General features: G+C 71.1%; 18 protein-coding genes. 12 read left to right on the top strand and 6 right to left on the bottom strand.

The window, feature by feature from the left end; genetic code table 11:
* The first annotated feature begins 77 nt into the window (after positions 1 to 77).
* From AB0G20_RS29490 to AB0G20_RS29460, 7 genes are all read left to right on the top strand, one after another.
* The gene (locus tag AB0G20_RS29490; RefSeq protein ID WP_361307546.1) at positions 78 to 1,289 is read left to right on the top strand and encodes a phosphoglycerate kinase; all 1,212 of its coding nucleotides are present in this window, start codon (positions 78 to 80) and stop codon (positions 1,287 to 1,289) included.
* Between the two features lie 5 nt (positions 1,290 to 1,294).
* Positions 1,295 to 2,071 carry a triose-phosphate isomerase gene (tpiA, locus tag AB0G20_RS29485; RefSeq protein WP_030852764.1) on the top strand — a complete coding sequence of 259 codons (777 nt, stop codon included), beginning with the start codon at positions 1,295 to 1,297 and terminating at the stop codon, positions 2,069 to 2,071.
* 95 nt (positions 2,072 to 2,166) lie between these two features.
* The gene (gene secG, locus AB0G20_RS29480) at positions 2,167 to 2,403 is read left to right on the top strand and encodes a preprotein translocase subunit SecG (protein ID WP_094052663.1); all 237 of its coding nucleotides are present in this window, start codon (positions 2,167 to 2,169) and stop codon (positions 2,401 to 2,403) included.
* A 208-nt stretch (positions 2,404 to 2,611) separates the two neighbouring features.
* Positions 2,612 to 2,947 (top strand): RNA polymerase-binding protein RbpA, encoded by a 336-nt coding sequence (locus AB0G20_RS29475; RefSeq protein WP_003957010.1) that lies wholly within the window; start codon positions 2,612 to 2,614, stop codon positions 2,945 to 2,947.
* 123 nt (positions 2,948 to 3,070) lie between these two features.
* Positions 3,071 to 4,303 (top strand): MFS transporter, encoded by a 1,233-nt coding sequence (locus AB0G20_RS29470; protein ID WP_361307543.1) that lies wholly within the window; start codon positions 3,071 to 3,073, stop codon positions 4,301 to 4,303.
* Positions 4,304 to 4,372: 69 nt separating this feature from the next.
* Positions 4,373 to 6,025, top strand: coding sequence for a glucose-6-phosphate isomerase (pgi, locus tag AB0G20_RS29465; RefSeq protein WP_361307541.1), 1,653 nt, complete (start codon positions 4,373 to 4,375; stop codon positions 6,023 to 6,025).
* A 93-nt stretch (positions 6,026 to 6,118) separates the two neighbouring features.
* Positions 6,119 to 7,075, top strand: a complete 957-nt coding sequence (locus AB0G20_RS29460) for a hypothetical protein (protein ID WP_361307539.1) — start codon at positions 6,119 to 6,121, stop codon at positions 7,073 to 7,075.
* Positions 7,076 to 7,093: 18 nt separating this feature from the next.
* On the opposite strand, the gene AB0G20_RS29455 is transcribed toward AB0G20_RS29460, so the two are convergent.
* The 3 genes from AB0G20_RS29455 to AB0G20_RS29445 all read right to left on the bottom strand — a co-directional run bounded on the left by AB0G20_RS29455 (position 7,094) and on the right by AB0G20_RS29445 (position 10,725).
* Entirely contained in the window at positions 7,094 to 9,376 is a 2,283-nt protein-coding gene (locus AB0G20_RS29455) for an FtsX-like permease family protein (RefSeq protein WP_361307538.1), read from the bottom strand.
* Between the two features lie 78 nt (positions 9,377 to 9,454).
* Positions 9,455 to 10,213, bottom strand: coding sequence for an ABC transporter ATP-binding protein (locus AB0G20_RS29450; protein ID WP_361307536.1), 759 nt, complete (start codon positions 10,211 to 10,213; stop codon positions 9,455 to 9,457).
* Entirely contained in the window at positions 10,210 to 10,725 is a 516-nt protein-coding gene (locus AB0G20_RS29445; protein WP_361307534.1) for a PadR family transcriptional regulator, read from the bottom strand. The genes AB0G20_RS29450 and AB0G20_RS29445 overlap by 4 nt, the downstream gene beginning before the upstream one ends.
* A 122-nt stretch (positions 10,726 to 10,847) precedes the next feature.
* On the opposite strand from AB0G20_RS29445, the gene AB0G20_RS29440 reads away from it, so the two are divergent.
* The 5 genes from AB0G20_RS29440 (at position 10,848) to AB0G20_RS29420 (ending at position 17,543) form a co-directional block, all read left to right on the top strand.
* Entirely contained in the window at positions 10,848 to 12,119 is a 1,272-nt protein-coding gene (locus tag AB0G20_RS29440; protein ID WP_361307532.1) for an ABC transporter substrate-binding protein, read from the top strand.
* A 141-nt stretch (positions 12,120 to 12,260) separates the two neighbouring features.
* Positions 12,261 to 13,916: a glycoside hydrolase family 13 protein gene (locus AB0G20_RS29435; RefSeq protein ID WP_361307530.1), complete on the top strand. Its 1,656-nt coding sequence runs from the start codon at positions 12,261 to 12,263 to the stop codon at positions 13,914 to 13,916.
* A 97-nt stretch (positions 13,917 to 14,013) separates the two neighbouring features.
* Positions 14,014 to 15,339, top strand: coding sequence for an ABC transporter substrate-binding protein (locus AB0G20_RS29430; RefSeq protein ID WP_361307528.1), 1,326 nt, complete (start codon positions 14,014 to 14,016; stop codon positions 15,337 to 15,339).
* Between the two features lie 6 nt (positions 15,340 to 15,345).
* The gene (locus tag AB0G20_RS29425; protein WP_361307526.1) at positions 15,346 to 16,707 is read left to right on the top strand and encodes an ABC transporter permease subunit; all 1,362 of its coding nucleotides are present in this window, start codon (positions 15,346 to 15,348) and stop codon (positions 16,705 to 16,707) included.
* Positions 16,704 to 17,543: a carbohydrate ABC transporter permease gene (locus AB0G20_RS29420; protein WP_191845532.1), complete on the top strand. Its 840-nt coding sequence runs from the start codon at positions 16,704 to 16,706 to the stop codon at positions 17,541 to 17,543. The genes AB0G20_RS29425 and AB0G20_RS29420 overlap by 4 nt, the downstream gene beginning before the upstream one ends.
* Positions 17,544 to 17,716: 173 nt before the next feature.
* On the opposite strand, the gene pgl is transcribed toward AB0G20_RS29420, so the two are convergent.
* The 3 genes from pgl to zwf are packed head-to-tail and all read right to left on the bottom strand — an operon-like array spanning position 17,717 to position 21,158.
* Positions 17,717 to 18,502, bottom strand: a complete 786-nt coding sequence (gene pgl / locus AB0G20_RS29415) for a 6-phosphogluconolactonase (RefSeq protein WP_361307524.1) — start codon at positions 18,500 to 18,502, stop codon at positions 17,717 to 17,719.
* Entirely contained in the window at positions 18,499 to 19,638 is a 1,140-nt protein-coding gene (opcA, locus tag AB0G20_RS29410) for a glucose-6-phosphate dehydrogenase assembly protein OpcA (protein WP_361307522.1), read from the bottom strand. The genes pgl and opcA overlap by 4 nt, the downstream gene beginning before the upstream one ends.
* The gene (zwf, locus tag AB0G20_RS29405; RefSeq protein WP_361307520.1) at positions 19,635 to 21,158 is read right to left on the bottom strand and encodes a glucose-6-phosphate dehydrogenase; all 1,524 of its coding nucleotides are present in this window, start codon (positions 21,156 to 21,158) and stop codon (positions 19,635 to 19,637) included. The genes opcA and zwf overlap by 4 nt, the downstream gene beginning before the upstream one ends.
* Between the last annotated feature and the right edge of the window lie 3 nt (positions 21,159 to 21,161).

Genomic DNA, 21,161 nt, shown 5'->3' with positions numbered 1-21,161 from the left:
CCTGACTCACGTACAGATCAGAGCTGTTCGATCACGAGCGCTTACGAGCGATCACGAGCTCTTTCAGGAGTCCCCTCATGAAGACGATCGACGAACTCCTCACCGAAGGGGTCGCGGGCAAGCGGGTCTTCGTCCGCGCCGATCTGAACGTGCCGCTGGACGGCACGCGCATCACCGACGACGGCCGCATCCGCGCCGTGCTGCCCACGGTCAAGGCCCTCGCCGACGCGGGCGCCCGGGTCGTCGTCGCCTCCCACCTGGGCCGCCCCAAGGGCGCCCCGGACCCGGCCTTCTCCCTCGCCCCGGCCGCCGCGCGCCTCGGTGAGCTCCTCGGGTCGGACGTGGCCTTCGCGACCGACACGGTCGGCGATTCCGCCCGGGCCACCGTCGACGGCCTCGCCGACGGCCAGGTCGCGGTCGTCGAGAACCTGCGCTTCAACGCCGGTGAGACGAGCAAGGACGACGCCGAGCGCGGCGCGTTCGCCGACCAGCTCGCCGCCCTCGCGGACGTCTATGTCGGCGACGGCTTCGGCGCGGTGCACCGTAAGCACGCCTCGGTCTTCGACCTGCCGGCCCGCCTGCCGCACTACGCCGGCTACCTCATCGCAACCGAGGTCGGCGTCCTGAGGAAGCTCACCGACGACGTCAAGCGGCCCTACGCCGTCGTCCTGGGCGGCGCCAAGGTGTCCGACAAGCTCGCCGTCATCGACCAGCTGCTCGGCAAGGCCGACCGCCTGCTCATCGGCGGCGGCATGGTCTTCACCTTCCTCAAGGCCAAGGGCCACGAGATCGGCTCGTCCCTGGTCCAGGAGGACCAGCTTCCGGTCGTCCAGGAGTACATCGCGCGGGCCGAGAAGCACGGCGTCGAGCTGGTCCTGCCCGTGGACGTCGTGGTCGCGCCGGAGTTCCCGGACCTCAAGACCAAGGCCCCGGCCCAGCCCAGCACGGTCGCCGCGGACGCCATGCCGGTCGGCCAGATGGGACTGGACATCGGCCCCGAATCCCGCAAGCTGTACGCCTCGAAGATCGTCGACGCCGCCACCGTCTTCTGGAACGGCCCCATGGGCGTCTTCGAGCACCCCGATTTCGCCGAGGGCACCAAGGCGGTCGCCCAGGCTCTCCTCGACTCCCAGGCCTTCACGGTGGTCGGTGGTGGCGACTCCGCCGCGGCCGTCCGCATCCTGGGCTTCGACGAGAACGCATTCGGCCACATCTCGACCGGTGGCGGCGCCTCCCTCGAATACCTCGAGGGCAAGACGCTCCCCGGCCTCGCCGCACTGGAGGACTGACCTTAATGAGCACGCGCACGCCGCTGATGGCGGGCAACTGGAAGATGAACCTCAACCACCTCGAGGCCATCGCCCACGTCCAGAAGCTCGCCTTCGCCCTGGCCGACAAGGACTACGAGGCCGTCGAGGTCGCCGTCCTGCCGCCCTTCACCGACCTGCGCTCCGTGCAGACTCTGGTCGACGGCGACAAGCTCAAGATCAAGTACGGCGCCCAGGACATCTCGGCGCACGACAGCGGTGCCTTCACCGGCGAGATCTCCGGCCCCATGCTGGCCAAGCTGAAGTGCACGTATGTCGCCATCGGCCACAGCGAGCGCCGCCAGTACCACGCGGAGACCGACGAGCTGGTGAACGCCAAGGTCAAGGCCGCCTACAAGCACGGCCTGACCCCGATCCTGTGTGTCGGCGAGGAGCTGGAGGTCCGCGAGGCGGGCAACCACGTCTCCCACACCCTCGCCCAGGTCGAGGGCGGTCTGAAGGACCTCCCCGCCGAGCAGGCCGAGACCGTCGTGATCGCCTACGAGCCCGTCTGGGCCATCGGCACCGGCAAGGTCTGCGGCGCCGAGGACGCCCAGGAGGTCTGCGCGGCGATCCGCGGCAAGATCGCCGAGCTGTACTCGCAGGACCTGGCCGACAAGATCCGCATCCAGTACGGCGGCTCGGTCAAGGCGGGCAACGTCGCGGAGATCATGGCCCAGGCCGACATCGACGGCGCGCTGGTCGGGGGCGCCTCCCTGGACGCCGACGAGTTCGTCAAGATCGTGCGCTTCCGCGACCAGTGAGTATGCGGTAGCGGCGATCCGTCGTACCCTTGCGGGGTCCAGCGCTGTGCTGGGCCCCGCGTCGTCCATCCGAATCCGAGGAAGTTGGTCCAGCCGTGGTTTTGGGGTTCTCGATCGCCCTGATCGTCTTCAGCCTGCTGCTGATGCTGCTGGTGCTGATGCACAAGGGGAAGGGCGGCGGCCTCTCCGACATGTTCGGCGGCGGCATGCAGTCCTCCGTCGGCGGCTCCTCGGTCGCCGAGCGCAACCTCGACCGGATCACCGTCGTGATCGGTCTGCTGTGGTTCGCGTGCATTGTCGTGCTCGGCATCCTGATGAAGGTGAACAACTGACCGAGCCGCAATCCGCACGGAACTCGTACGTAAGGCCCCATGTTCGGTACGCGCAGCTGAGCGCGGCCTATCATGGGGCTTGCGTCTAGGTGTGAGGGTTGTAACTCCAATCACTGGACGCGCGTTGGGCCTTACGTAGACTGAGGCGCTCGCAGCGAAGCGGAACGCCGACTCGCTTCGCGGCACCATCACGCAGGGAGTTACGACCGTGGCAAGTGGCAACGCGATCCGGGGAAGCCGGGTCGGGGCGGGGCCGATGGGCGAGGCCGAGCGCGGCGAGTCCGCGCCGCGGCTGCGCATCTCCTTCTGGTGCTCCAACGGACACGAGACCCAGCCGAGCTTCGCCAGCGACGCGCAGGTGCCCGATACCTGGGACTGTCCCCGCTGCGGATTTCCGGCCGGCCAGGACCGGGACAACCCGCCGGACCCGCCGCGCACCGAGCCCTACAAGACGCACCTGGCGTATGTGCGGGAGCGGCGCAGCGACGCGGACGGCGAGGCGATCCTCGCCGAGGCGCTCGCCAAACTGCGGGGCGAGATCTAGAAGTCGAGACCGGCCGGGCACCAGCAGGTGCCCGGCCGGAACTGCCTTCCCGCCTTCGCCGCCGACCGATTGTCAGTGGTCCCCTCTACGGTTTGTGCATCGGACGAACCATGAGGGGGAGCGGTGGCGACGGTCGAGGCGGGGGAAGTGCGCGCGCCCGCGTGGCGCGGGGGCTTCGGGCGGCTGTGGAGCGCCGCCGTGCTGTCCAGCTTCGGCGACGCGCTGCGGACGGCCGCGCTGCCCCTGCTGGCCGTCACGCTGACCGACGATCCACTGCTCATCGTCTTCGGCCTGCTCGGCGGGGCCGTCGCCGACCGGGTGGACCAACGGCGGGCCATGTGGACGGTGGACGCATTACGCGGGCTGCTGGTCGCCGCCTTCGCGGTGGCCGTCGCGCTCGGACACGCCTCGATCGGCCTGCTCATCGTGCTGGCCGTCGCCCTCACCACCCTCCAGACCCTCTTCGACAACGCCGCCACGGCGCTGCTGCCCACCCTGGTCGACCGGGACGCGCTCGGCAGCGCCAACGCCCGGCTGATGACGGGCCAGCGCATCGCCGGAGGGCTGCTCGGCGGCCCCGTCGTGCCGCTGCTGCTGGCAGCCGGGACGGCCGTGCCGTTCGCGGCCGACGCCGTGACCTTCCTCGTCGCCGCCGCGCTGATCGCCTCCCTGCCGAATGCCGGGCCCGACCGGAAGCCGAGACCTGCGGGCAGCACGCTGCGCCGGGAGATCGCGGAGGGGCTGCGGACCCTGTGGCGCGACCGTGCCCTGCGCGCCCTGTGCGCCGCCACGGCCCTGTGCAACATCGGCATGGGCACCCAACTCGCCATGCTGGTCGTCCTCGTCACCGACTGGCTCCGAGCCGGCCCCGCCGGATACGCGGCGGCGGGCGCCGCCTTCACCCTGGGCAGCCTGGCCGGGGGAGTGGTGAACGGCCGGCTGGTGGCGCGGCTCGGCCGGCTGCGGTCGGTGCTGCTCGCCGGCTCGGTGCAGACGGCGCTCCTCGTCGTCATGGGCACCGTACGCAGCCTGGCCGTGCTGGTGGGTGCTCTGGCCGTCTTCGGGCTCCTCGGCATGGTGTGGAACGTCAACACGACGACCCTCATGCAGGAGCGCAGCCCCGCCGGGCTCCTGGGCCGGGTCAGCTCGGCCTTCCGCACCCTGGCCTTCGCCGGAGTACCCCTCGGCGCGCTGCTGGGCGGAGCCGTCGCCGCCGCCTGGGGGCCGAACACCCCGCCCCTGCTGACGGCCGCCTTCTTCGTCCTCGCCGTCATCGCGCTGATACCCGTGCTCAAGATGAACGTATCTGTTGTCGAGCCGGAGGACGGCGCCACGACAGCCGATGCCACGCGCTGATCAATTAGGTTGGGACCGGCAGCGGGGCAAGGTACGCAGGCAGGACAGGAAAGAAGGCTGAAGTCCCAGATGAACGCAGACGGCCGTACCAGGCTCAACCAGACGCCCGAGTGGACGGCACTGGCCAAGCACCGCGAGGAGCTGGGCGGAGTCGAGCTGCGCGAGCTGTTCGCCGCCGACTCCGGCCGCGGCACCGCGTACACCCTCCGGGTCGGTGACCTGTACGTCGACTACTCCAAGCACCTCGTCACCGACGACACCCTGCGGCTGCTGCGCGAACTGGCCGCCGCCACCGACGTCTTCGGGCTCCGGGACGCCATGTTCCGCGGCGAGAAGATCAACACCACCGAGGACCGGGCCGTGCTGCACACCGCGCTGCGCGCCCCGCGGGACGCGGTGATCGAGGTCGACGGTGAGAACGTGGTGCCGGATGTGCACGCCGTGCTCGACAAGATGGCGGACTTCGCGAACCGGGTGCGTTCGGGCGAGTGGACCGGCCACACCGGCAAGCGGATTCGGAACGTCGTCAACGTCGGCATCGGCGGCTCCGACCTCGGCCCCGCGATGGCGTACGAGGTGCTGCGGGCCTTCACGGACCGCTCGCTGACGGTGCGTTTCGTGTCGAACGTGGACGGCGCCGACCTGCACGAGGCGGTACGGGACCTGGACCCGGCGGAGACGCTGTTCGTCATCGCCTCCAAGACCTTCACCACCATCGAGACGGTCACCAACGCCACGTCCGCGCGCTCCTGGCTGCTGGACACCCTCGCTGACGAGGCCGCCGTCGCCAAGCACTTCGTCGCGCTGTCGACGAACGCCGAGAAGGTCGCCGAGTTCGGCATCGACACGGCCAACATGTTCGAGTTCTGGGACTGGGTCGGCGGCCGCTACTCCTACGACTCCGCGATCGGCCTGGCCCTGATGATCGCGATCGGCCCGGAGCGCTTCCGGGAGATGCTCGACGGGTTCCGCATCGTCGACGAGCACTTCCGGACCGCGCCCGCCGAGTCCAACGTGCCGTTGCTGCTGGGCCTGCTGGGCATCTGGTACGGCAACTTCCACGACGCCCAGTCGCACGCCGTCCTGCCCTACAGCCACTACTTGTCCAAGTTCACCGCCTACCTCCAGCAGCTCGACATGGAGTCCAACGGCAAGTACGTCGGCCGGGACGGGCGCGAGGTGGAGTGGCAGACCGGGCCGGTGGTGTGGGGCACGCCCGGCACCAACGGGCAGCACGCCTACTACCAGCTCATCCACCAGGGCACGAAGCTGATCCCGGCGGACTTCATCGGCTTCGCCCGGCCGGTCGGCGAGCTGAGCGAGGAACTGAAGGCCCAGCACGACCTGCTGATGGCCAACTTCTTCGCCCAGACGCAGGCGCTCGCCTTCGGCAAGACGCCCGAGGAGGTGCGGGCCGAGGGCGTGCCCCAGGAACTGGTGCCGCACAAGACCTTCCAGGGCAACCACCCGACGACCACGATCCTCGCGCCCGAGCTGACGCCGTCCGTCCTCGGCCAGCTGGTCGCCCTCTACGAGCACAAGGTGTTCGTGCAGGGCGCGGTGTGGAACATCGACTCCTTCGACCAGTGGGGCGTGGAGCTCGGCAAGGTCCTCGCCAAGCGCGTCGAGCCCGCGCTGACCGAGGGCGCCGAGGTCGAGGGCCTGGACGCCTCCACCAAGGCCCTGGTCGCCACGTACCGGGAGCTGCGCGGCCGGCAGTGACGAGCGCCGGACGGGAAGGCGGGCGGCAGTGCGCCGTCCGCTTCCCGTAGACTCCCCGACGATCATCACGGCGAGTGCTCGGGGGAGCGCGAAGTGGCACGCACACGCGGAAGTTGGACCGGTGGCACGCTGACGGTCCGGTCCCTGCTCAAACCCCAGGACGCGGCGCGGGCGGTGTTCCACCCCGCGTGGATTCCGCAGCCGCTCGATCCGTCGGTGGAGCGGCTCAAGAGGTTCCGCGTCATCGCCGGGGCGGTCGCATCGCTCGGGGTCTTCACCTTCATCGAGGGCGGCTTCGACTTCACGGAACTGCTGGAGAACGCGATGACGGCCTCCGTCGTCCTGCTCTTCCTCACGCCGCTGACGGTCGGTGCGATGCTCTGGGTCTGGCGGCGCGGCGGCACCGTGCGGCAGTTGCGGGTGCCGCTCCTCAACTCCCTCAAGCTGCTGCTGCTGTTCGTCGGCTGTGTCGCGGCGCTGCTGCTGCTGGTGCGGACGACGAACGCGGCCGGCAGCATGGTGATGATCCTGACGGTCGGCCTGACCATGATGTGGATGCTCATCTTCACGGCCTACGGAGCGGTGCGGGTCTCCGGCAACTTCTTCGGCACGGCCGCCGTGCACCGCTGCCTGCCGCCGCTGCTCGCCGTGGTGACCAGCTGGCTGATGGCCATCCCGGACCTCGTCACCGGCGATCTGCACGGTCTCAGCCTCACCCTCGGCATCGTCTTCATCCTGGGCGCGCCGGTGACGGTCACCGCCATCGCGCTGCTGGAGATGGGGCGGTTGAAGCGGCGGTACGGGATCCGGCTGAAGGCACATCCGGCGACGTTCGCAGCGACGCCCGCACCCGTCCCGGGCCCGGTCCCGCCGATGCCTCCGGCGGGAGCGCCGTACCTGCCGCCGCAGGGGAACCCGTACGGCCATCCCTACGCGCCGGGCGGGCAGCACCCGTACGCCCCGCACCCGCAGCCGCCGTACCACCCGCAAGCTCCGTACGCACCCCACCCGCAGCCGCCGTACCACCCGCACGCCCCGTACGGCGGCTGACCGGCGAGGCCGCCGGGCTCAGGCCACCGCGCTCAGCGTGTCCGCGAGGCGCCGCCGGGCCGCCCGGGCCGCGGGGACGGCGGCCAGCGCGGCGGCGCACAGGACCGCCGCCGCCCCGAGCGGCACCATCAGGATCGCGGACGGGCCCTGGGCGATTCCCGCGCCGATGCCGCTGGACCGGCCCTGGGCGTCGATCAGCCAGTGGGCGAGCGGGAGGCCCAGCGCGGTGGCGGCGAGGACGGCCGTCAGGGCCGTGAGGCCGGTGGCCGTGACGGTGATCGCCGTGATCTGCCGGGGGGACAGGCCGATGGCCTTCAGGGCCAGCAGGTCCCGTTCGCTCTCGCGCACGGTGCCGCCGATCGCGGTCAGCAGTTCGATGAGCCCGATGAGGGCGAGGACGGCGATCAGTCCGGCCACGACCGCGCGGAGGGGGGAGAGCCCGTCCGCCGGGTTGGTCACCGTGTGCACGTCCAGGTGGCCGCGCCCGGCCGTGGCGAGCCGGTCGGCGACCTCCCGCGGGTCGGCGCCGGGGTCCAGGCGGAGTTCGTAGAGGGTCGGGCGGAGCCCCGGGTCGTTCGCGCGGAGGGTGTCGAGGGACGTGGAGATGACCCGGCCCGCGTTCTCCGGCTCGATGCTGCGGCCCACGATGTGCAGGATCTGCGGCTGGTCGCCCACGGTCATCCGGACCCAGTCGCCGACCCGCACGTCCAGCAGGTCGAGCAGCCCCTGCCCGGCCACGGCCTCGTCGGCGCCGCGGGCGGGGCGGCCCTCGGCGAGGGTGGACGGGTAGGGGTCCTGGTGGGTGCCGAGGCCGCGCAGCGCGATGGTCGCCGTCTGGCCCGGGACCAGTGCTGCCGTCTCGACGCCCGGGTAGGCGGCGGTCACCTGCGGGTCGCGTTCCAGCAGGGTGCGGGTCTGCTCTTCGCTCCGGCCGGCGTCGGCGCGGACGCTGAGCGTGGTGGGCAGGCCGATCTGCTCGGGCTCGCTGTGGAAACGGTCGATGGTGGTCCAGGCGCTCATCGCGACGACGATCAGCAGCAGCGGCAGTGTGAGGCGGGCGACGGTGGCCAGCGAGCGGGGGCGGCGGGTGAACGCCTTGTGCCAGCCCAGCACCAGCGCGGGGGGAATCCGCATGCCGAGGGCCCGGCGCGCCACGCCGGACAGCCGGCCGCCCGAGGTCGCGGCGGGTCTCGGTACCGGCACCGGCGGCACGCGTCCGGCCCGCCAGGCGGCCAGCCCGGTGGTGGCGCCGATGAACAGCACCGCGCCGACCGGCACCACGAGCAGCGCCACGGTGTGCCCGGGCAGCCCCTGCCACACGCCGACCGCGTCCCCGAGCCGCCCGGGGATCCGGCTGCCCAGGGCCTCGGCGAGACCGGCTGCGGCCACGGCGCCCAGCAGGGCGTAGGCGAGGTGCTGGAGCAGGAAGATCCGGACCACCTGACCGGGGGTGAAGCCGATGGCCTTCAGGACGGAGAGGTCGCGCAGGTGGCCGCGGATGCGGGTGCCGATCGCCCCGTGCACGGCGAGCCCGGCCGCGACCAGCGCGCCCAGCCCGAACAACCCCAGCACCTGGCCGAGGAGCCGGTTGTCGCCCTGCGCCTCGGCCTGCGCCTGCTGCCAGGTCGAGACCTCGCCGATCGCTCCGGAGCCCAGCACCGTCACGGCGCGCTGGACGACGTAGGACGTGTCGCCCGGGTCCGTGAGCCGTAGCCCGATCACCTGGCCGCCGGGGTCCGGCACGGCCGACGGCAGCGCCCACACCAGGCCCGGCTGCTCACCGGGCCGGTAGCGCGGCTCGGCGCTGTCGGCGAGGCCCACGACGGTCAGCTCGCGGGCGGTGCCGGGCACGGTGAGGGTGTCACCGGGCTCGGCCAGCAGAGCGCGGGCGAGGCGGCTCTCCAGGACCACGCCGTTCGGGGCCGAGGGGTCCAGCCAGTGGCCGGAGACGATCGGCGGGCGGCCGACGGAGGGCCGTTCCGGGGTGCCGCGCAGTTCGACGGCGGCGCGGCTGCCGCGCGAGGAGACGGTGGTGGAGGCGGTGGGGTAGGGGCCGGCGACGGAGTCGACGCCGTCCAGGCCGGCCAGTTTCCCGGTGTCGGCCGCCGTGGCGGTGTGCAGCCACACGTGCGCGCCGTGCGACTGCGTGAAGACGCGCTGCCAGGGGTTGGTCGCGTAGCCGAACAGGGCCGTGGCCAGCAGCAGGGAGGCGACGATGCCCGCGGTGGCGAGGACGAGGAACAGCGCCTCGCCGCGGTGCGTGCGCAGATCGGAGTGGGCCCAGCGCAGGGTGGCTCGCACGGGCCTCAGCCCCTCGGGCCGCGGGTCGCGTGGTCGTCGCGGACGCCCATGTCCGGACAGTCGTGGTGGACGCGCATGTCAGTCCCTGAGCTCCAGCACACCGGATATTCCGGAGCGGCGCGGCGGGGTGGTGCCGCCGTCGAGTTCCGCGTCGTCGGCGATCCGGCCGTCGAAGAAGCTGATCACCCGGTCCGCGGCGCTCGCCAGCCGGGCGTCGTGCGTGACCAGCACGATCGTCTGACCGCGCTGGTGGAAGCGGGACAGCAGCCGCATCACCTCGCGGGTGCCCTTGCTGTCGAGGCTGCCCGCGGGCTCGTCGGCCAGCAGCAGCGGCGGGTGGTTGACCAGGGCCCGGGCCAGGGCGACGCGCTGCTGCTCGCCGCCGGACAGCTCGCCGGGCATGCTGCGCTCCTTGCCCGTCAGGCCCAGCTCGGCCAGCAGCGCCTCGCGCTCGGCGCGCGCCCGCTTCGGCGGGGTCCCGGCGAGCAGGGCGGGCAGCTCCACGTTGTCGGCGACGGACAGGTTCGACACGAGGTTGAAGAACTGGAAGACGATCCCGATCCGCTTCCTGCGCTCCACCGCCCAGCGCGCCTCGCTGTAGGTGTCGGTGGACTCGCCGTCGAGCCAGAGGTGGCCCGCGTCCGGCCGCTGGAGCCCGCCGAGGAGATGCAGCAGCGTCGACTTGCCGGCGCCGGACGGGCCGGTGATCGCCACGAACTCGCCCTGCCGTACGCACAGGTCCACCCCGCGCACGGCATGAGCCGGGGCGCCCTCGCCGTGGTGTGTCTTCACCAGCCCCTCGGCGCGCAGCACAGGAGCGGGACGGTCGTCGCTCACTCCAGCTCCTCCAGCTCTTCCTGGCACCGTTCCAGCCAGTCGAGGTCGGCCTGCAGGTGCAGCATCGCACCCTCGATCAGCAGGTGGGCGATGCGGTTGTCGCGGTCTTCGGCGGCGGCCAGCTTCGACAGCTGCCGCATGGTGTTCAGATACTGGCGCCGCTGCTGGTTGATCAGGGTGATCTGCTCCGCGAGACCGGTCTGGGGAGCGAGCGCCAGCTTCATGAAGAAGTCGTCCCGTACCCGCGGCTCGTCCTCGGGCTCCTCGAACCAGGCGCGCAGCGCCTCCCGCCCGGCGTCGGTGAGGTGGTAGACCTTTTTGTTGGGCCGGCTGGACTGCGCCACGTCCTCGCCCTCGATCAGTCCCGACTTCTCGAGGCGGCCGAGGGTCACATAGATCTGGCCGACATTCGGCTGAGGGTACGCGGAGCCCAGCAGTTGCTCAAGGTCCTGCTTGAGCTCGTAGCCGTGGGCTGGTCCGCGGGCCAGGAGTGCCAGGAGGTGCAGGCGCACGCGTGCAGTCCTCCTGTCCGGTCCAATGTGCTCCAGGCCCTAGTATCGCCCATACCTAACAGGTATACATGGCCTCTGATTCCGGGCAAGGGTGCCCAGCGCCGGTGTACAGGGAGGAACCTATGCGGTGGATCCATGCCGCGGGTAGGGGCCTCCTCGTTCTCGTCGTGGTCCTGACCGGCTACGTCGCCGCCGGAGCGCAGGCGGGCGAGCCCCCGGAGGGCGGCCGCGGCCCCCTCACCCTGGCCACCGCCGGAGACCTCACCGGTTACCTCGGGCCCCTGCTGGAGGGCTGGAACCGTACCCACCCCGGCGAGAAGGTCACCCTCGTCGAACTGCCGGACTCGGCCGACGAGACCCAGGCCCAGATGGCCACCGACCTGCGCGACGGCGACCGCAGCCGCTTCGACGTGCTCAACATCGACGTCAACTGGACCCCGGAGTTCGCCGCGGCGGGCTGGATCAGGCCCCTGCCCCGGGACCGCTTCCCCCTGAAGACCTTCCTCCAGCCGGTCGTCGACACGGCGACCTACGACGGGCAGCTCTACGCCGTCCCGTACGTCACCAACGCCGGCCTGCTCCTCTACCGCAAGGACGTCCTCGCCGAGGAGGGCGTCGAGCCGCCGCGCACCTGGGCGGAGCTGGAGCGGTACGCGAAGACCATCGCCCCGAAGCACGGCCTCGACGGCTACGCCGGACAGTTCCTGCCCTACGAGGGCCTCACCGTGAACGCGGCCGAGGCCGTCTACTCGGCGGGCGGCTCGATCCTCGGCGACGAGGGCGAACGCGTCACCGTCGACTCGGCGGCGGCCCGCGAGGGCATCGGGTTCCTGGCGCGCGGAGTGCGCGAGGGATGGATCCCGAGGGAAGCGCTGACGTACAAGGAGGAGGAGTCCAAACAGGCCTTCCAGGACGGCCGGCTGCTCTTCCTGCGAAACTGGCCGTACGCCTACGTCGGCGCCTCCGCCCCCGGTTCGAAGGTCGCCGGGAAGGTCGGCGCCGTACCCCTGCCCGGACCCGACGGGCCGGGCACCAGCGTCCTCGGCGGCTCCAACCTGGCCGTCAGCGCCCACGCGCGGCACCCCGACTCGGCGGCCCGCCTGATCGCGTACCTCACCAGTGAGCGCGTCCAGCGCCAGGTCCTCACCCGCGGCGCGCTGCCGCCCGTACGGGCCGATCTCTACGAGGACCCGGCGCTCATCCGCAGGTTCCCGTACCTGCCCACCCTGCGCACGAGCGTGCTCGCGGCCGAGCCGCGCCCCAAGAGCCCGCGCTACGACCAGGTCAGCCTGGTCGTGCAGGCGGTCGTGCACGACGCGATGGCCGGGCAGCAGACGCCCGCCGCGGCGGTGCGGCGTCTGGCGCGAGAGCTCGCGCTGATCTCGCGCCGCTAGCCTCCCCTACTTACTTGTTAGGTAACGCGGACATCTCATCTGGCTGACCATTGCCCCAGTATGTCCCGATTCCACCACCTCAACCGCTCGGTAGCTTCTGCCTTTTCATTGACACCCTCTCGACACGCCTACTTAACATGCATGCATAACCGCTGCCCTCCTCAGAGACAGGTCGATGGGTTGAACAGGCACCACTGGTGGCGTGACGCAGTGATCTATCAGGTGTACGTCCGCAGCTTCCTCGACAGCACCGGCGACGGCATCGGCGATCTCGCCGGAGTCCGGGCCGGACTGCCGTACCTCAAGAAGCTCGGCGTCGACGGGATCTGGCTGAGCCCCTTCTATCCCTCGCCGCAGCACGACCACGGCTACGACGTGGCCGACTACTGCGACGTCGACCCGCTCTTCGGAGACCTCGACGAGTTCGACCAGCTGGTGGGGGCCGCGCGGCGGCTCGGCATCAAGGTGCTGCTCGACATCGTCCCGAACCACTGCTCCAGCGAGCACCCCTGGTTCCGCGAGGCGCTCGCGGCGGCTCCCGGCAGCCCGGCCCGGGCCCGCTTCCACTTCGCCGACGGCCGCGGCCCGGACGGCGCCGAGCCGCCCAACAACTGGCACTCCATGTTCGGCGGCCCCGCCTGGAGCCGGGTGACCGAGCCGGACGGGACGCCCGGCCAGTGGTACCTGCACATGTTCGCGCCCGAGCAGCCCGACTGGAACTGGCGCAACCCCGAGATCGGCACCGAGTTCGACCGGGTCCTGCGCTTCTGGCTGGACCGGGGCATCGACGGCTTCCGCATCGACGTCGCAGCCGGCCTCTACAAGCACCCGGAGCTGCCCGACTCCGACGACCCCGAGGCCGACGCCCGCACCCGCGACTCGGTCAACCCGCTCGCCTGGAACCAGCCCGAGGTGCACGACGTGTGGCGGCGCTGGCGCTCCATATGCGAGGAGTACACCGAACGCGACGGCAGCGAACGCCTCCTCGTCGGCGAGGTGTCCGTCCCGACCGCCCGCGAGCACGCGCAGTACGTCCGCTCCGACGAGCTGCACCAGGCCTTCTTCTTCGACCTGCTCAGCGCCTCCTGGGACGCCGACGCCTTCCAGAAGGTCATCTCGGAGGCCATGCAGGACATCGCCGGGACCGGCTCGACCGTCACCTGGGTCCTCAACAACCACGACCAGGTCCGCACGGTCACCCGCTACGGCGAACCCGCCACCGAGGGCAGCGGCCTCGGCGCCGCCCGCGCCCGCGCCGCCGCGCTGCTGATGCTGGCCCTGCCCGGCGCCGCCTACATCTACCAGGGCGAGGAGCTCGGTCTGCCGGAGGTCGTGGACCTGCCCGACGACGTGCTCACCGACCCGATCTTCCGCCGCACCGGCAGCCGCGCCCGCATCCGCGACGGCTGCCGGGTCCCCCTGCCCTGGTCGGGCCAGGCCTCGCCGTTCGGCTTCACGCCCGGCGTGGAGAGCGCCAAGCCGTGGCTGCCGCAGCCGGAGTACTTCGCCGAGTACGCCACCGACCGCGCCCTCGCCGACACCCGCTCCTTCTGGCACCTGTACCGCGACGGCCTCCAACTGCGCTCCGCTCTGCCCCAGTTGGGAGAGGGCACCATGCGCTGGCTGGATGCCTCGCCCGGCGTCCTGGCCTTCGAACGCGGCGACCTGGTGTGCGCCGTCAACTTCGGCACGGCCCCCACACCCGCGCCGGTCCCCGGCTCCCCCCTGCTCGCCAGCGGCCCCTGCCCGTCCGGAGTGCTCTCCGGCTCGACGGCCGCCTGGTGGATCCGTTCCTGACCGCCCCGCAAGCGACCTCCGCACAAGCGAAGTCCGCCTCAGCGACATCCGCGCAAGCGAACTCCCCGCAAGCGAACCCTCCGAAGGGACATCAACGATGATGCGACGACGTACCACCCTGCTCACCGGCTGCACCGCCCTCGCCCTGGCGCTCGGCGCGACCGCCTGCGGCGGCGGACCCGTCTCGGCCGGCGGCGGCGACAAGGCGCTCAGCGGCCAGTCGATCACCGTGGCCGGCGTCTGGTCGGGCACCGAGCAGAAGAACTTCCAGAAGGTGCTGGACGCCTTCACCGAGAAGACCGGCGCCAAGACGCAGTTCACGTCCACCGGCGACAACGTCTCCACCGTCGTCGGCAGCAAGATCGAGGGCGGCAACGCCCCCGACGTCGTGATGGTCCCGCAGGTCGGCGTGCTCAAGCAGTTCGCGCAGAAGGGCTGGCTCAAGCCGCTGTCGAAGAAGACCGAGCAGGCCGTCGACGCCGGATACGCCCCCGTGTGGAAGAAGTACGGCAGCGTCGACGGCACCCTCTACGGCCTGTACTTCAAGGCCGCCCACAAGTCGACCGTCTGGTACAGCCCCGACGCCCTCGAGCAGGCCGGCGTGAAGCCCCCGAAGAGCTACGACGAGATGCTCGAGGCCGGGCAGACCGTGTCCGACTCCGGCCTCGCCGCGTTCTCCGTGGCCGGGCAGGACGGCTGGACCCTCACCGACTGGTTCGAGAACGTCTACCTCTCCCAGGCCGGACCCGAGAAGTACGACGCCCTCGCCGCGCACAAGCTGAAGTGGACCGACGCGTCCGTCGTCGACGCCCTCACCACCCTCGGCAAGCTCTTCAAGGACAAGCAGCTCATCGCGGGCGGCCAGAAGGGCGCCCTGAACACCGACTTCCCCGGCTCGGTGGAGAAGGTCTTCGGCCCGGAGCCCGAGGCCGGCATGGTCTACGAGGGCGACTTCGTCGCCGGTGTCGCCAAGGACCAGTTCGGCAAGAAGGTCGGCCAGGACGCGAACTTCTTCCCGTTCCCGGCGGTCGGCGGCGGCGAGGCACCGGTGGTCAGCGGCGGTGACGCCGCCGTGGTCCTCAAGGACGGCAAGAACCAGAAGGCCGCCCAGGCCCTCCTGGAGTACCTCGCCACGCCCGAGGCCTCGGCCGTCTGGGCCGAGGCGGGCGGCTTCCTCTCCCCGAACAAGAAGGTCGACCTCGCCTCCTACGGCGACGACGTCACCCGCGCCACCGCCAAGTCCCTCGTCCAGGCCGGGGACTCGGTCCGCTTCGACATGTCCGACCAGGCCCCGGCTGCCTTCGGCGGCACGAAGGGCACCGGCGAGTGGAAGCTGCTCCAGGACTTCCTGCGCGACCCGTCCGACCCGAAGGGCACCGCGGCGAAGCTGGAGGCCGCGGCGGCCAAGGCGTACCAGGACTGATTCGCCATGACAGCGACCCTCGTGAAAGAGACGAGCTCCCCACCGCCCGGCCCGGTCGCCGAACGTACCCGGCGACTGCGCCGGCGCGGGAAGATCATCGCCCTGCTGTTCGTGCTGCCCGCGCTGCTGCTGCTCGGCGCGCTCGTCGTCTACCCCGTGCTGTTCAGCATCGGCCGCAGCTTCTTCGACGCCTCCGGGACGAGCTTCGTCGGCGGCGACAACTACACCGAGATGTTCCGCGACCCGGCGACCCTCAAGGCCGTCCAGAACACGGCCATCTGGGTCGTCGTGGCCCCGGCCCTGCTCACCGGCCTCGGACTGATCCTCGCCGTGCTGGTGGAGAAGGTCCGCTGGGCTACGGCCTTCAAGCTGCTCCTCTTCATGCCGATGGCGGTCTCCTTCCTCGCCGCCGGCATCATCTTCCGGCTCGCCTACGACGAGGACCCCGACAAGGGCGTGCTCAACGCCGCGGTGGTCTCCGTCCACGACGCCTTCAAGGGGGAGTCCTCCTACCCGACGGCCCGGGCGCGTGACGCCCAGGGCCTGACGAAGGAGAAGGACGGCTCGTACCGCACGAGTACGACCGTGTCCCCGGGGGACGCGGTGGCGCTGGGCCTGGTCGGGGTGCAGCCCGACGACCTGCCCGGCGGGGCCGCGCCCGCGTACGCGGCGGCGGGACAAAAGGCCGCCCCCGACGAACTGCGCGGTGTCGTCTACCTGGACTTCACGCCCGGCGGGGGAGGGGAGCAGGGCAAGGTCGACCGGCGCGAGAGCGGTCTGCCCCAGATGAAGGTCGAGGCGGTCCGCGACGGCAAGCAGGTCGCCTCGGCGACCACGGCCGGGGACGGCTCCTTCCGTTTCGAGGGACTCGCACCGGGCTCCTACGCGGTGAAACTGCCCTCCTCCAACTTCGCCCAGCCCTACGACGGTGTCTCCTGGCTCGGGCCGGCCCTGGTCACCCCGGCGATCATCGGCGCCTACCTGTGGATCTGGACCGGCTTCGCCATGGTGCTGATCGGGGCGGGTCTGTCGACGCTGCCGCGGGACGCCCTGGAGGCGGCGCGGATGGACGGCGCGAACGAGTGGCAGATCTTCCGGCGGATCACGGTGCCGCTGCTGGCACCCGTGCTGTCGGTCGTGTTCATCACGCTCGTCATCAACGTGATGAAGGTCTTCGACCTCGTCTACATCATCGCGCCTGGGCCCGTGCAGGAGGACGCGACCGTGCTCGCGACGCAGATGTGGCTGGTGTCGTTCGGCGGCGGCAACAACCAGGGGCTCGGCAGCGCGCTCGGCGTGCTGCTCCTGCTGCTGGTCGTCCCGGCCATGGTGTTCAACGTCCGCCGTTTCCGAAGGAGTCAACGATGAACGCGGTCCGGCGCGGGTTGGGCAACGGCGTCGTCCAGGCCTTCCTCGTGGTGGTCGGCCTGGTGTGGATGACGCCCCTGGCCGGGCTGTTCCTGTCCTCGCTGCGGTCCGCCGAGGACACGGCGAAGGGCGGTTGGTGGACGGTGTTCACCAGCCCCGGGCAGCTGTCCTTCGACAACTACTCCTCGCTGCTGGGGAACGCCGGCATCACGCAGGCGTTCTGGAACACGGTGCTGATCTCGGTGCCGACGACGGTGCTGGTCGTGGTCGTCGCGGCACTCGCGGGGTACGCCTTCGCGTGGCTGGACTTCCCCGGGCGGGAGGCGATCTTCCTGGTCGTGGTCGCGCTGCTGGTGGTGCCGGTGCAGATCGGTCTGCTGCCGGTCGCCAAACTCTTCGGGCAGCTGGGCCTGTTCGGCACGATCCCCGGGGTCGTGCTCTTCCACGTGGCCTACGGACTTCCCTTCGCGGTGTTCCTGCTGCGGAACTACTTCGCCGAGATGCCGAAGGAGATGCTGGAGGCCGCGCGCATGGACGGCGGCAGCGAGTGGCGCATCTTCACGCGGCTCGTCCTGCCCGTGGGACGGCCCGCGATCGCCTCCCTGGCCATCTTCCAGTTCCTGTGGGTGTGGAACGACATGCTGGTGGCACTGCTGTTCGCGGACAGTGCGTCGCAGCCGCTGACGGTGGAACTCCAGTCCCAGATACGCCAGTTCGGAAGCAACATCGACGTCCTGGCACCCGGGGCGTTCGTGTCCCTGGTCGTCCCTGTCGTGGTGTTCTTCGCGTTCCAGCGGCACTTCGTGCAGGGAGTCATGGCCGGGTCGGTGAAGTAGGCACTGCCGATGCACGCCCAGGGGGCTCCGCCCCCTGGGCCCCCGCCTATGCCCACCCGCCACCCGAAACTGCCCTTGATGGGGGCAACTCGCGAGTCCAGCCTCCTGGCTGACTGCTTCGGGTGGTGGGTGGGCGAAGGCACGGGGGTCCAGGGGGCGGAGCCCCCTGGTTGCTAAGCCGAAGCCGGCGGGTACAAGGAGCGGGGCAGTTGGGAAGCCGCCGACGCGTCCAGCAGCCACAGCGTCCGGCTCCTGCCGTACGCCCCCGCCGCCGGGGCCTGGATCTCGCCCGCGCCCGAGAGGGCGATCGCAGCCGCCTGGGCCTTGTCCTCGCCCGCGGCCAGCAGCCACACCTCACGCGCCGCACGGATCGCCGGCAGCGTCAGTGTCACCCGGGTCGGCGGCGGCTTGGGCGCGCCGTGCACGCCGACCACCGTGCGGTCGGTCTCCCGGACCGCCGGCAGCTCCGGGAACAGTGACGCGACATGCGTGTCCGGCCCGACGCCCAGCATCAGGACGTCGAACGTGGGCACAGGGCCGTGGTTCTCAGGGCCCGCCGCCTGCGCCAGTTCCTCCGCGTACGCGGCCGCCGCCGCGTCCACGTCGGTGCCGTACGGCCCGTCCGACGCGGGCATCGCGTGCAGCCGCTTCGGATCGAGCGGCACCGAGTCGAGGAGAGCTTCCCTCGCCTGGGTGATGTTGCGCTCGGGATCGCCCTCGGGCAGGAAACGCTCGTCGCCCCACCAGAGGTCGAGCCGGCTCCAGTCGATCGCGTCCCGGGCGGGCGCCGCGGCCAGCGCGGCCAGCAGGCCGTTGCCGTTGCGGCCGCCGGTCAGGACCACGGACGCCGAGCCCCGGGAGGTCTGCGCGTCCACGATCTTGGTGATCAGCCGGGCCGCCGCGGCCTGCGCCATCAGGTCCTTGTCGCGGTGCACGACCAGCTGAGGTGCGGTACTCACTTCACCTCCGCCTTCCGGACCGGCTCCAACGCGGGCGGTTCCTGCTTCACCGGTGCCTGCGCCGCCGCTTCCGCAGCGGGTGCTTTCGCAGCCGCCTCAACGGGAGCGGGGAGGGCGAGTCGTGCTCGCCCGTCACTTTTGGGCTCACCACGCTCTCCTTTGGCCTCCGGCCCCTCCGCGGCCGCAGGCCGGGGCACCTGAGCCGACCAGGAGGACTTCAGCCGGTCCACGCCGTACCGCAGCGCGGACGCGTACGTGTCGTCCGGGTCCAGCCGCCGCAGCTCCTCCGCCATCAGCTCGGCGGTTTCCCGGCGCTTGAGCGCCACCGCCCGGTCCGGCTGACCCTCGATCGAGAGCGTCGCCAGGGAGCCGTCGGCGCGGTCCAGCTTGATCGGGCCGCAGTTGGTGTCCATCCGCACGGCCGTCAGACCGGGGCCGCTGGACAGCGACCGCTTCACGGGGACGTCAAGCCGGTCCGCGAGCCACATCGCCAGCAGCTCACAGCTCGGGTTGAACTCCTCGCCCTCCACCTCGACGGCCCGGACCTCGCAGGTGACCTGGTCGAGGGCCGCCGCCAGCATGGAGCGCCAGGGCGTGATGCGGGTCCAGGACAGGTCCGTGTCGCCCGGGGTGTAGGTCCCGGACCGGGTCGCCAGGTCCCGTACCGGCTGCTCGGAGGCGTACGTGTCGGTGACACGGCGCTGGGCGAGGGCACCCAGGGGGTCCTTCGCCGGGTCGAGCGGCGCGTTCACCGGCCACCACACCACCACCGGGGCGTCCGGCAGCAGCAGCGGCAGCACCACCGACTGGGCGTGGTCGACGACCTCGCCGTACAGCCGCAGCACCACCGTCTCGCCGGAACCGGCGTCCGCGCCGACCCGGACCTCCGCGTCGAGGCGGGACTGCGTACGGTCGCGGGGTGAGCGGGAGACGCGCTTGATGACCACGAGCGTGCGGGCGGGATGCTCGTGCGAGGCGTCGTTCGCGGCCTTCAGCGCGTCGTAGGCGTTCTCCTCGTCCGTCACGATGACCAGCGTGAGCACCATGCCGACCGCAGGGGTGCCGATCGCCCGGCGACCCTGCACCAGCGCTTTGTTGACCTTGCTGGCCGTGGTGTCCGTGAGGTCTATCTTCATGGCCGGCGCCAGCTCCGTCCGTCTCGCTCGAGCATTTCGTCCGCCTCGACGGGCCCCCAGGTACCGGCCTGGTACTGGGCGGGCTTGCCGTTCTTGTCCCAGTACTCCTCGATCGGGTCGAGGATCTCCCAGGACAGCTCGACCTCCTCGGTGCGCGGGAAGAGGTTCGAGTCACCGAGCAGAACGTCCAGGATCAGACGCTCGTACGCCTCGGGGCTGGACTCCGTGAAGGACTCGCCGTACGCGAAGTCCATCGACACGTCCCGGATCTCCATCGACGTGCCCGGCACCTTCGAGCCGAAGCGGACCGTCACGCCCTCGTCCGGCTGGACGCGGATGACGATCGCGTTGGAGCCGAGCTCCTCGGTGGCCGTGGAGTCGAAGGGGGAGTGCGGGGCCCGCTGGAAGACGACCGCGATCTCCGTCACCCGGCGGCCGAGCCGCTTGCCGGTGCGCAGGTAGAAGGGGACGCCCGCCCAGCGGCGGTTGTCGATCTCCAGCTTGATCGCGGCGTACGTGTCGGTCTTCGACGAGGCGTTGATGCCGTCCTCGTCGAGGTAACCGATCACCTTCGCGCCGCCCTGCCAGCCGGCCGAGTACTGGCCGCGCACGGTGTCCCGGCCCATGTCCTTCGGCAGCTTCACGGCGCCGAGGACCTTGGTCTTCTCGGCGGCCAGCGCGTCCGCGTCGAAGGAGGCCGGCTCCTCCATGGCCGTCAGGGCCATGAGCTGGAGCAGGTGGTTCTGGATGACGTCACGGGCGGCGCCGATGCCGTCGTAGTAGCCGGCCCGGCCGCCGATGCCGATGTCCTCGGCCATGGTGATCTGCACGTGGTCCACGAAGGACCGGTTCCAGATCGGCTCGAACATCGTGTTGGCGAAGCGCAGCGCCAGGATGTTCTGGACGGTCTCCTTGCCCAGGTAGTGGTCGATGCGGAAGACCTGGTCCGGGGCGAAGACCTCGTGGACGACCTTGTTGAGCTCCTCGGCCGAGGCGAGGTTGTGGCCGAACGGCTTCTCGATGACCGCGCGCCGCCACGATCCGCCCGTCTGATCGGCCAGCTGATGCTTCTTCAGCTGCTGGATGACCACAGGGAAGGCCGACGGCGGAACCGACAGGTAGAAGGCGAAGTTGCCGCCCGTGCCCTGTGCCTTGTCCAGCTCGTCGATCGTGGAGCGCAGCCGCTCGAACGCGTCGTCGTCGTCGAAGGTGCCCTGCACGAAGCGCATGCCCTGGATGAGCTGCTGCCAGACCTCCTCGCGGAAGGGCGTGCGGGCGTGCTCCTTGACCGCGTCGTGGACCTCCTGAGCGAAGTCCTCGTGCGCCCACTCGCGGCGGGCGAAGCCCACCAGCGAGAAGCCCGGCGGCAGCAGACCCCGGTTGGCGAGGTCGTACACGGCGGGCATGAGCTTCTTGCGGGACAGGTCGCCCGTGACGCCGAAGATGACCAGGCCCGACGGCCCCGCGATACGCGGGAGCCGTCGGTCCGCGGGGTCACGCAGCGGGTTGCTGCTCGACACCTG

The sequence above is a fragment of the Streptomyces sp. NPDC024017 genome (genome assembly GCF_040638895.1).
Lineage (GTDB): Bacteria > Actinomycetota > Actinomycetes > Streptomycetales > Streptomycetaceae > Streptomyces.
This window is presented reverse-complemented; position numbering and strand designations above follow the sequence as displayed.

Bases quoted from the DNA above. Each gene is read 5' to 3' on its own strand.
- pgi (WP_361307541.1), top strand. From the start codon at position 4,373: ATGAACGCAGACGGCCGTACCAGGCTCAACCAGACGCCCGAGTGGACG.
- AB0G20_RS29490 (WP_361307546.1), top strand. From the start codon at position 78: ATGAAGACGATCGACGAACTCCTCACCGAAGGGGTCGCGGGCAAGCGG.
- AB0G20_RS29425 (WP_361307526.1), top strand. From the start codon at position 15,346: ATGACAGCGACCCTCGTGAAAGAGACGAGCTCCCCACCGCCCGGCCCG.
- AB0G20_RS29420 (WP_191845532.1), top strand. From the start codon at position 16,704: ATGAACGCGGTCCGGCGCGGGTTGGGCAACGGCGTCGTCCAGGCCTTC.
- opcA (WP_361307522.1), bottom strand. From the start codon at position 19,638: ATGAAGATAGACCTCACGGACACCACGGCCAGCAAGGTCAACAAAGCG.
- AB0G20_RS29435 (WP_361307530.1), top strand. From the start codon at position 12,261: ATGCATAACCGCTGCCCTCCTCAGAGACAGGTCGATGGGTTGAACAGG.
- tpiA (WP_030852764.1), top strand. From the start codon at position 1,295: ATGAGCACGCGCACGCCGCTGATGGCGGGCAACTGGAAGATGAACCTC.
- AB0G20_RS29440 (WP_361307532.1), top strand. From the start codon at position 10,848: ATGCGGTGGATCCATGCCGCGGGTAGGGGCCTCCTCGTTCTCGTCGTG.
- AB0G20_RS29430 (WP_361307528.1), top strand. From the start codon at position 14,014: ATGATGCGACGACGTACCACCCTGCTCACCGGCTGCACCGCCCTCGCC.